Here is a 7,642-nt window from a genome sequence, read left to right as displayed (position 1 = left end):
GGTTCACGGTCTCCGTCAGGCTCGTGCTGAAGTGCTCGGTCGCCGTGTTCAGAGTCTGGGCCGCTTCGTCCATCAGTTGGGTGCTGTGATGCCACGTATTCACGATGCTCCGGCTCTGCGTCTGAAACTCGGCCATCTGTTGGGCGCTCTGTTCCCGGAGTTGAGCCAACGTCTCCCGCGTCTCGTCCGTTAACGCCACCATCGCTTGGAACAACGGTTCCGCTTGGGCGGCGAATTCCTCTACGCTCTGTAACTTCTTCTGCCGTAAGGTCTCGATTTGTTGCGGCATACTCTCGATACGCTTCGCGTTCGAGGCATCGGCTAACTGCCGCAAAGTCTCGGTCTTGCTCATACGTCACCCCTTTCTTGGCAAGTCCTACCGGACTATATCCCTTGCCTAAGTCACTGCCCTTCATCAACGTCTCATCCAAGCGATACATCAGTCCCGACACCTTGGCCCCGTTCAGTTGCACCGTAGGAATGACGGCCACCCCGACAGCCTCAAGTCGTTCAACATATTCCGTGAAACTGGGACACTCCTGCATGGCCGCAGTGCCTAACTTCTGTAACTGTTGCTTGATGCTGGGTTCGCCCGTCCGCAAGGCGTACTCGATTTCGCCTTTCGTGGAAGCTTTGCGCTCGGCTTCTCGACTGGGAGCCACTACCGTCAATCCGTAATCCCGTTCAATCTGCCGCATCAGCGCTTCCTGCCGCTTCCAGTCTTGGCTGTCACTCACCACCGCGCCGGTGAAGGTAATGCGGTTCGCCAGAAGGTGAATGTGTTCATGGTCGGTGTCGGTATGGCGCGTCATGACATACTGGTTGTCCTCAAAACCCATGTGCTCCAAATACCGGTGACCAATCTCGCGCCATTGGTCGTCTGTCACATGCTCCCCTGGCGATACCGACAAGGCCACATGGAGCACGGCTTTTCCGAGCGTAGGCCGTAATTGCCGCACTTCCCCAAATTCATGGGCCATAGCCCGGATATTCTCGCCGGCGAGATTAGTTTCTAAAAGTTCGCTCTTACCCTCTTGCAGGTCGTATTCCAAGGCGCCCCGGAACCCCCGCCCCTTCGCCATTTTCGCAATCATGCATCCTCACCTCCTTGACCGAGCAGGGCCAACCGCAACCGCGAGACTTCACCGAGCAGGGGGCGCATCATGTCCTCATTGATGGTCACCGCACGGCCTTCGTGAGCCAACTTCACCAATTGGTTTAAATTCGCGCTGAGTCGCGCCAGTTTGCCGTATTCCTCGATGTTGATGGCCGGGACGGGAAGCGACGGCAAGCGACGTTTGAGCGCAGCATCCCGCAGCCATTGCGCCGGGCTGATGTGCAGGGCCTCCGCCTTCTCCCGCAAGGCCGCATATTCGGCGTCGGTCACGCGGACGCCAATGGTCGTACTCCGGACGTTGGCCGGGTCCCCTTTGGGACGCGCCATGCTCTCCCTCCTTTCCCCCAGCCCGACAGGGCTAGGGGGGGTGTGTAAAACAACCCACCGTGAATGCACTAATCCCTGGATGCTCAGGGACTACGAGTGGCAACGAGAGACCGAGCCGACAGGCGAAGGTCGGTAGGCCCAAGCATCCACCATGGCCACAGCAGGTCCAAGCGGTAGCGCGGACGGCGAGGCCACGATCCCGGGGCCGACCGACCGAAGGAAGGACGGCACCGGGGCGGGGTGCGGGGGGGCAACCCCCGGCAAGTCAGTATGAGCGTTAGCGAATACATGGCTTGCTACTTACCATCTTACTCCCTAGAATAAATGCTTCGCGCAAATAAAACAAGCCTTCGCGGACGGCTGCTCCGGAAGACTGGCATATGAGAAAGGATTTTTACCGCCCTCAGTCCGCGCTCTCGCTTGGACATGAGGGAAAGGAAGCTGCAGAAAAAGACGGCTACCAAAACTTACACACCCCCCGCCCTGTCGGGCAGGGAAAGGGCGAGGGGTTTCTTTCGCTAGAGTGTTTCGCCAAAGAGGCTATGCGGGAAGGGCGCTGAAAGAAAGTTTTTACATAAACCATATTATTCTTGCTCAGAACGATCATAGCGATCTAAGGTCATGATCAGAGGCACAGCAGCGCCAACCTCGTCACGACACAACTGCGCTGTAACCGACAAATGAATTTACACGTTCCCGTCGTTGACGAGTACACAAGGCTGCTCGTCAATGATCCAGCCTGTGGCCGGAAATGTCCAATAATGGCCCAGCCACCCGTATTCGAACTGTTCGAGGACACACAGGATGGCCTGAGCCCATGTCGTGGATTCTGCGCATAGTTCGGGGTCGTCCAAAAACCGTTTCCAATTCGGTGCCATGCCCACGACAAAAAATTTATGGGGTACTGGGTCGAATGAGAGGTCTTCGATGGGGGGGACATACACCGTACCGCCCATGTCTGGTGACTGCGGGTCATCATGGTGATTTAGGACGGCGACTTGGTGGGTTGCATGACGTTGCACAGTCCATCCAGCTCCGAGACTAAGCGGCTCCTCTTCTGGACCCGGAATCCATTGGAGCCACGTGTTCCAGAGATGAAATTCCAGGGAGTCTTTGGCTAATGGAACATTTAAATCTGATTGCTGCAAGGGGTGCGTCCACAAGAGGTTGGTAAGTTCAAGAAGCGTGTCAAGCTCCTTCAATGCCATGGATCTTCCTCCTTGGTTCTTACAAAATCACACATGAAATGCCCCCAATGGTCAACACTGTTGGAGTCCAAGCACGATTCGTGGCCTCCCACGCCTGTAGAATGGTCACGACCGCATCGTGACACGTCGCAGGCCTCGAATACGCACGGCTAAGGATCGCATCTTCGATAACGCGCCAATCAATGGCGACCCCATAGAGGATTGATGGTGTCGGATCGGGCGTGATCCATGCCGGATGCACATATGGCCCCTCGTAGCGCGACGATCCCGTAGCCGTCAACACAGCCCATTGACGTGTTGAATCACGGGTATAATGCCACCCCTGACGCACTGCATCGCCGCTGACTGGGCTACCAGATTCCGGCAATCCGTGGACGAAAGCTTGCCATGCGAGATAGCCCACGCGACTAGCGTAAACTCGGTCGTCGAATTCGAGATACTGCAGTTCGAATGGTAACTTGTGTGACCATTCAGTGTCATCCAGAAACCGCGACACTCCATCCCAATCTAACATGGACTCTCCCCTTCATCGCGCACCTCGCCTATAAAACAACCGCTCTTGCAAAATCTACGATCCAGCCTAGATACAGGATCGTAGATCAGTAGACCCGATAATGCAATTGTTATCGAACGAGCGATACCTGCGCCGTTGCGGAAGGTGGAGTGATAAAACTTGAGGTTGGAAAGATTGACGGTGGTATCGTTGGAACGGGCTTTTGTACTCCAAATATGCCGTCCCGATGGATCTGGGATGGATTGTTGATCCAACTGGGGAACTGCGATTTCCCATTGACATTGTTGATTGTAACGTTGGTGTGCGACGTAATGCCATCAACCGTACCCTGTCCTTGGGAAAGGGGGTACGCGGTGGTAATCCCCCACTGATTGTTCTTCCACTTAACCACTATATTCACTAAACTAATTTTCACGGTCGGATCCATCTGATATCATCCAAAGCCACTATCAAGTATTTCTAAATCTGGTACATTTGATGGGGGATCAATGCTAAGGGGGTGCGGGGGGATCACAATTCGAGAAGCGGCACACCATTTGGGGAAAAGCGAAGCCACTGTGCGACGACTGGTCCGATCCGGGAAACTCCCAGCCCATATCGAAAATTTAGATCCTTGGGGACCGACATGGGTCATCAATGAGAACGACCTCGTGCGTCTAACCCACCCTAATCAACCCATGATCGAGATTATTCCTCCCGACGATGCCCCCCCTCAGCAAATGCTCAGGGATGTGAGGGAGGGGCTGCTAACCCTGACCAAAGTGATCAGGGAGGGGAATCAGGGAATTCGGCACGAACTGTACGTCCAGAAAGAATCCATGGAGTCCGAAATACAATCGCTCCGGCAAGAAGTTGAGCAATTGCGAAGCGAACTCGCGGAGCGCCAGAATCGCAGCTGGTGGCCGTGGAAACGCTAAGAAGGGAGCAGGTCAAGATGGGCGTTAGTGTCTCCAAAGAAGAAGCGGAGCGCCGGAAGATCTGAACCTATGCGCGCCACAGTCTCTGCTGGAAGGGTTCACCTTGGCCGCGGAGGACGAAGCGTTATTTAAGTGGTATATCACGCGGGGCAATAATGCATCCGTCCAGGCACGCGCCGGTGAGACCCCACTAGAAACTCCAAGTTGACATAATGCCCCCTACCGGACGTGGAACGAATTCGTCGCCCTCCGGCAATCCCGAAATTCGCCCGTGAGCGGCGGTGAGGGGCGATTTGCGGTCCCGGCAGCCGCTGGTTTTTCGGAAAACGTCAACCAAGGACAAACTTGGCTCTTCGTCGATTTACGGGGAGATCCAAGAAAGCCTTAGAGATGGCACGTCATCCCTGAGGTGACGTGCCATCTCTAAGCAGTGCTGCCACCGATTTACTCCAGGTGTTTATCCTGGAGGCATTTCATTCAGCATAGAAAGTATTCCCCGCGCTTGGTTCACATTTTCGATGCCCCAAATGTTGGTTACGATATCGCGAGCCGTAATCGGGCGGCCTTCTTCGCGGACGATTTTGTCGCGGAGCACTTCAGCCTTCTGCAAGACCTGAAAGAATTTACTCCCAGTACCATCTCCGGTATCTAACAGTAAGGCCCCGGCATCTTTAACATGTAATCCCATGAGGCGTCCTGCCCATGCCATATCTTGATGGTCGATGACAAAAGTTTCCTTGTTGAGAAGCAGGTGATACAGCAACGCATAACGCACCCCACGAAACATAATCCGGCGGAAGAAACTCATTGGCACTGTGGATTCTTTAGGCGGCATGAGCATTTCAAAGGCGATTTTGAACGCTTCTAAGCCACTCGCAGCGACCTGGTAGACCGTCTCGTTGGCAGGCAGGGCCTGAAGCAGATCATCCCACGCCGATTTGATGCTGGCGCGATAAGGCCGGAAATCATAGATGGGGTAATTCACCCCCGGCCGTTCTGGGTCAGCGCGGCCAATAACATAGCTGAACCGTTGAGCAAAGCCGTCTAGGAGGGAGGTAGTATCCATCTCCCGCGCAAAGCTCGTGTAGACATTTAAGCCGAGAATGGTTAGCGCGGGCTTTTCAATGGTCACTTCGTCCTTCTTGGTTTTACGCGAAACCGTATCTCCATCGTAGACCTGGAGCAACAAATCTTTCATCTCCGCGAGATAGGTTTGAGTGTTCATGCCCTTGAGCAGTTGCAAGATTTCGTCGCGAATCCAAAGTGAGTTGTTGTGTTCGGCAAGCTCCATAACGAAACGGGCAGTCGTAGCCGCTTGAGGAAAAAGCAAGGATGGGTCCACTTCCATCGTATTGCGAAGTTCACTGGTAGTGAGAGTCTTCCCTGCGCCTGATTCAGCCAAAATAATAGTCCATAAATCTGGTCGCACACGTTGGCCGGAAAAGTCAATTTGAATACCCCGTCGGAGCAATTCGGCACTAATAATGTGTAACGGTACAAAGAAGGGAATTTCGAGCGGAATATCACTGGCTTGTTGAAACGCATGAATCACAAGGTCTAAGAGACTACCAGGTGGCGTCGCTACTAAACCACGCCAGGAGTCTTTCGCTTGAGTGGCCGTGAGCATGGCGCGTACACGGTCACGTACCTCATCCTTCTCTTGCAACATTGTTAAAAAGTCTAGTTGCTTTTCGGTCCATTGCGGTTTACGTTTGCTGGTGGTCTTTTTCTTAGGAGCCATTGGTTGATCCCTCCAGTGCAGATGCATTGCTGAGAATATACCATATAACATCAGCAAAGCCAAAGTTTTTTACGCCGCAAGGGCCCCCCCATCTGCAACCTAAAGAAATAGGCTATATCCATTGATATGTATGGTCTAATACGTGCTGAGAAATTTCTCAGCAAACATCTGCATAATCGCTTAAATTGGGGAAAATCATATGGTAATAATTTCCACACAAATGCTGAGACACTAAAAACGGGAAGATCTACGGGTGTCAAAAAACCGTGGTAGCGTTGAATGGAAAGGAGGGGTGTCGCGTGACTACAGCCAAACGTGTGGCGGTCGGCGGCATCGGCCTAATGCTCGTGATTCTCGGGCACAAACTCATAGCCGATGCCCTCACCACCCAACAAAAGAACTAGATAGAGAATGAGGTCTAAGACCGTGCGAGTCCGCGCACGGTCTTTCTCCATGTTCTCTCCTCATTGTGCACCATGAATCCGCAAATCCAGCAAGGCCCTGGCGATAGCAGCGACAGCTTGCTGTTCTTCCAACGAAATAATCGTCCCACCGTTCTTGAGAAATTGCGGGTCATCCTTTAACGCCGGATTGCGTTGTTCGGCCATCGTGCGAACCGTGTTCGCGAGGTCGTTAATCCAGTCGGCCACAATATGCGCCTGGGATTTGCGCGTGAGAAAACCTAAATAATTGAGGTTGTCTAGGGTGATCTGTCCCACCCGCAAATTGAGTTGTTTCGTGGCCATAGAAAAACCCTCCCTTTTCCTCAATTGTATACCATGTATAACAAGTATATCAATGATATACAACCAAAGAGTTGAGAGGGATTTTGACCGGTGTTTAGCGCTCGTATTCGTGGTTTTGGGCCTGAGCCAACTTCTGATCCCTTTGCACTTGCACAGCCGGGTCTAGCCACGCTTTGGTGGCCGTTCGGTGGGCATAATCCTCCATATGGCCGGATTTACGGGTGCGAAGGTTGGGGGACGCCCCAAGAAGGGCGCGTGCCACGTCCTCCACGTCATACTGTCCCGACGCCACCATCGATGTAGCAATCATCCAATCCACCTTCGACCAATCCGGGTCTGAACCATACTTTTTTTCTAATACCTGAGCCTGACGGCGATACTCCGCTACCGGCTCCAGAGTCGTTTTAAGGCCCCAAGGAGACGGTTTTTTGACACCCTCCGTATGAATGGCCGTCAACCGTCGTTTCTGCTCTCTACGGGCCTCCTGCTGGTCTAGAAAACGGTCCACCTTCTCTAACAAGTCGTGAGCCTGCGTCATCACGTGGCCGCTCCATTCCCGCAAGAGCACATAGGGGTGCATCCCCCCCTCCAGCAGACGGTTCGGCTTCTGATTCGTGAATCCCGCCAAACGACCATAATGCTGGGCATCCGCGCTATTCAGGTCGCCGCCAAAGTCTTGGGCAAACCCCCGCCCCAATACGTTCCGGATGCGGGCCTCAATGGGGTCCTGCGACAATTTGAGCCACGCTTGCAAATTCCCGGGGCTGGTCTCCGTCACAATGGCGGGGTTGAAACCCTGGCCTTTGAGGCGATCAATCGCCTCGGGCTTAAGGTCATCCACCAACACTAAGCCATGGTCTCCGGCGGGTTTGACGTAAATATCGTTCCCTTGTGCGTTCATACGCTTAAGCCACACAACATTCTGCACCACGTCATTCGGGGTCCAGAGCCGTTGCATCATCTTGCCCTGTTGCCCATCCCGAATCCCGATGTCAAAGCGGTCTACCCCGAATGCGTGGAGTTGGCGCTGGACAGCTTGTGCAGTACGGTCGCGCTCGATTTGGAGGGCAGG

7 protein-coding genes and 2 pseudogenes are annotated in these 7,642 nt (G+C 53.8%); 2 read left to right on the top strand and 7 right to left on the bottom strand.

Annotated features, from left to right (window positions below):
• The 4 genes and pseudogenes from AC2VLY_RS13510 to AC2VLY_RS13495 form a co-directional block, all read right to left on the bottom strand.
• Positions 1 to 289, bottom strand: a 289-nt coding sequence (locus tag AC2VLY_RS13510; protein WP_486922450.1) for an IncQ-type mobilization protein MobB, incomplete at its 3' end; no start/stop codon positions are given.
• Between the two features lie 439 nt (positions 290 to 728).
• Positions 729 to 980 (bottom strand): annotated as a pseudogene (locus AC2VLY_RS13505) (relaxase/mobilization nuclease domain-containing protein); the annotation flags it as partial.
• 110 nt (positions 981 to 1,090) lie between these two features.
• Positions 1,091 to 1,444: a plasmid mobilization protein gene (locus tag AC2VLY_RS13500; RefSeq protein WP_486922448.1), complete on the bottom strand. Its 354-nt coding sequence runs from the start codon at positions 1,442 to 1,444 to the stop codon at positions 1,091 to 1,093.
• Positions 1,445 to 2,130: 686 nt separating this feature from the next.
• On the bottom strand, positions 2,131 to 2,652 hold the full coding sequence (locus AC2VLY_RS13495; protein ID WP_486922446.1) for a hypothetical protein: 522 nt from the start codon (positions 2,650 to 2,652) through the stop codon (positions 2,131 to 2,133).
• Positions 2,653 to 3,654: 1,002 nt separating this feature from the next.
• Between AC2VLY_RS13495 and AC2VLY_RS13490 the strand changes: the two are divergent.
• Positions 3,655 to 3,810: pseudogene (locus AC2VLY_RS13490) on the top strand (helix-turn-helix domain-containing protein); the annotation flags it as partial.
• 6 nt (positions 3,811 to 3,816) lie between these two features.
• Positions 3,817 to 4,083: a hypothetical protein gene (locus tag AC2VLY_RS13485; RefSeq protein WP_486922452.1), complete on the top strand. Its 267-nt coding sequence runs from the start codon at positions 3,817 to 3,819 to the stop codon at positions 4,081 to 4,083.
• 457 nt (positions 4,084 to 4,540) lie between these two features.
• Here the strand turns inward: AC2VLY_RS13485 and AC2VLY_RS13480 are convergent, their stop codons facing one another.
• From AC2VLY_RS13480 to AC2VLY_RS13470, 3 genes are all read right to left on the bottom strand, one after another.
• Positions 4,541 to 5,824: a DUF3987 domain-containing protein gene (locus AC2VLY_RS13480; RefSeq protein WP_486922445.1), complete on the bottom strand. Its 1,284-nt coding sequence runs from the start codon at positions 5,822 to 5,824 to the stop codon at positions 4,541 to 4,543.
• Between the two features lie 464 nt (positions 5,825 to 6,288).
• Positions 6,289 to 6,570 carry a hypothetical protein gene (locus AC2VLY_RS13475; RefSeq protein ID WP_486922444.1) on the bottom strand — a complete coding sequence of 94 codons (282 nt, stop codon included), beginning with the start codon at positions 6,568 to 6,570 and terminating at the stop codon, positions 6,289 to 6,291.
• 94 nt (positions 6,571 to 6,664) lie between these two features.
• Positions 6,665 to 7,642 (bottom strand): DNA-primase RepB domain-containing protein (locus AC2VLY_RS13470; protein WP_486922443.1); only part of this gene is annotated, 978 nt, incomplete at its 5' end.

The sequence above is a fragment of the Acidithiobacillus sp. TH-A36 genome, from assembly GCF_057473445.1.
The sequence above is the reverse complement of the archived record's forward strand: the minus strand, read 5'-3'. Positions and strand labels throughout refer to the sequence as shown.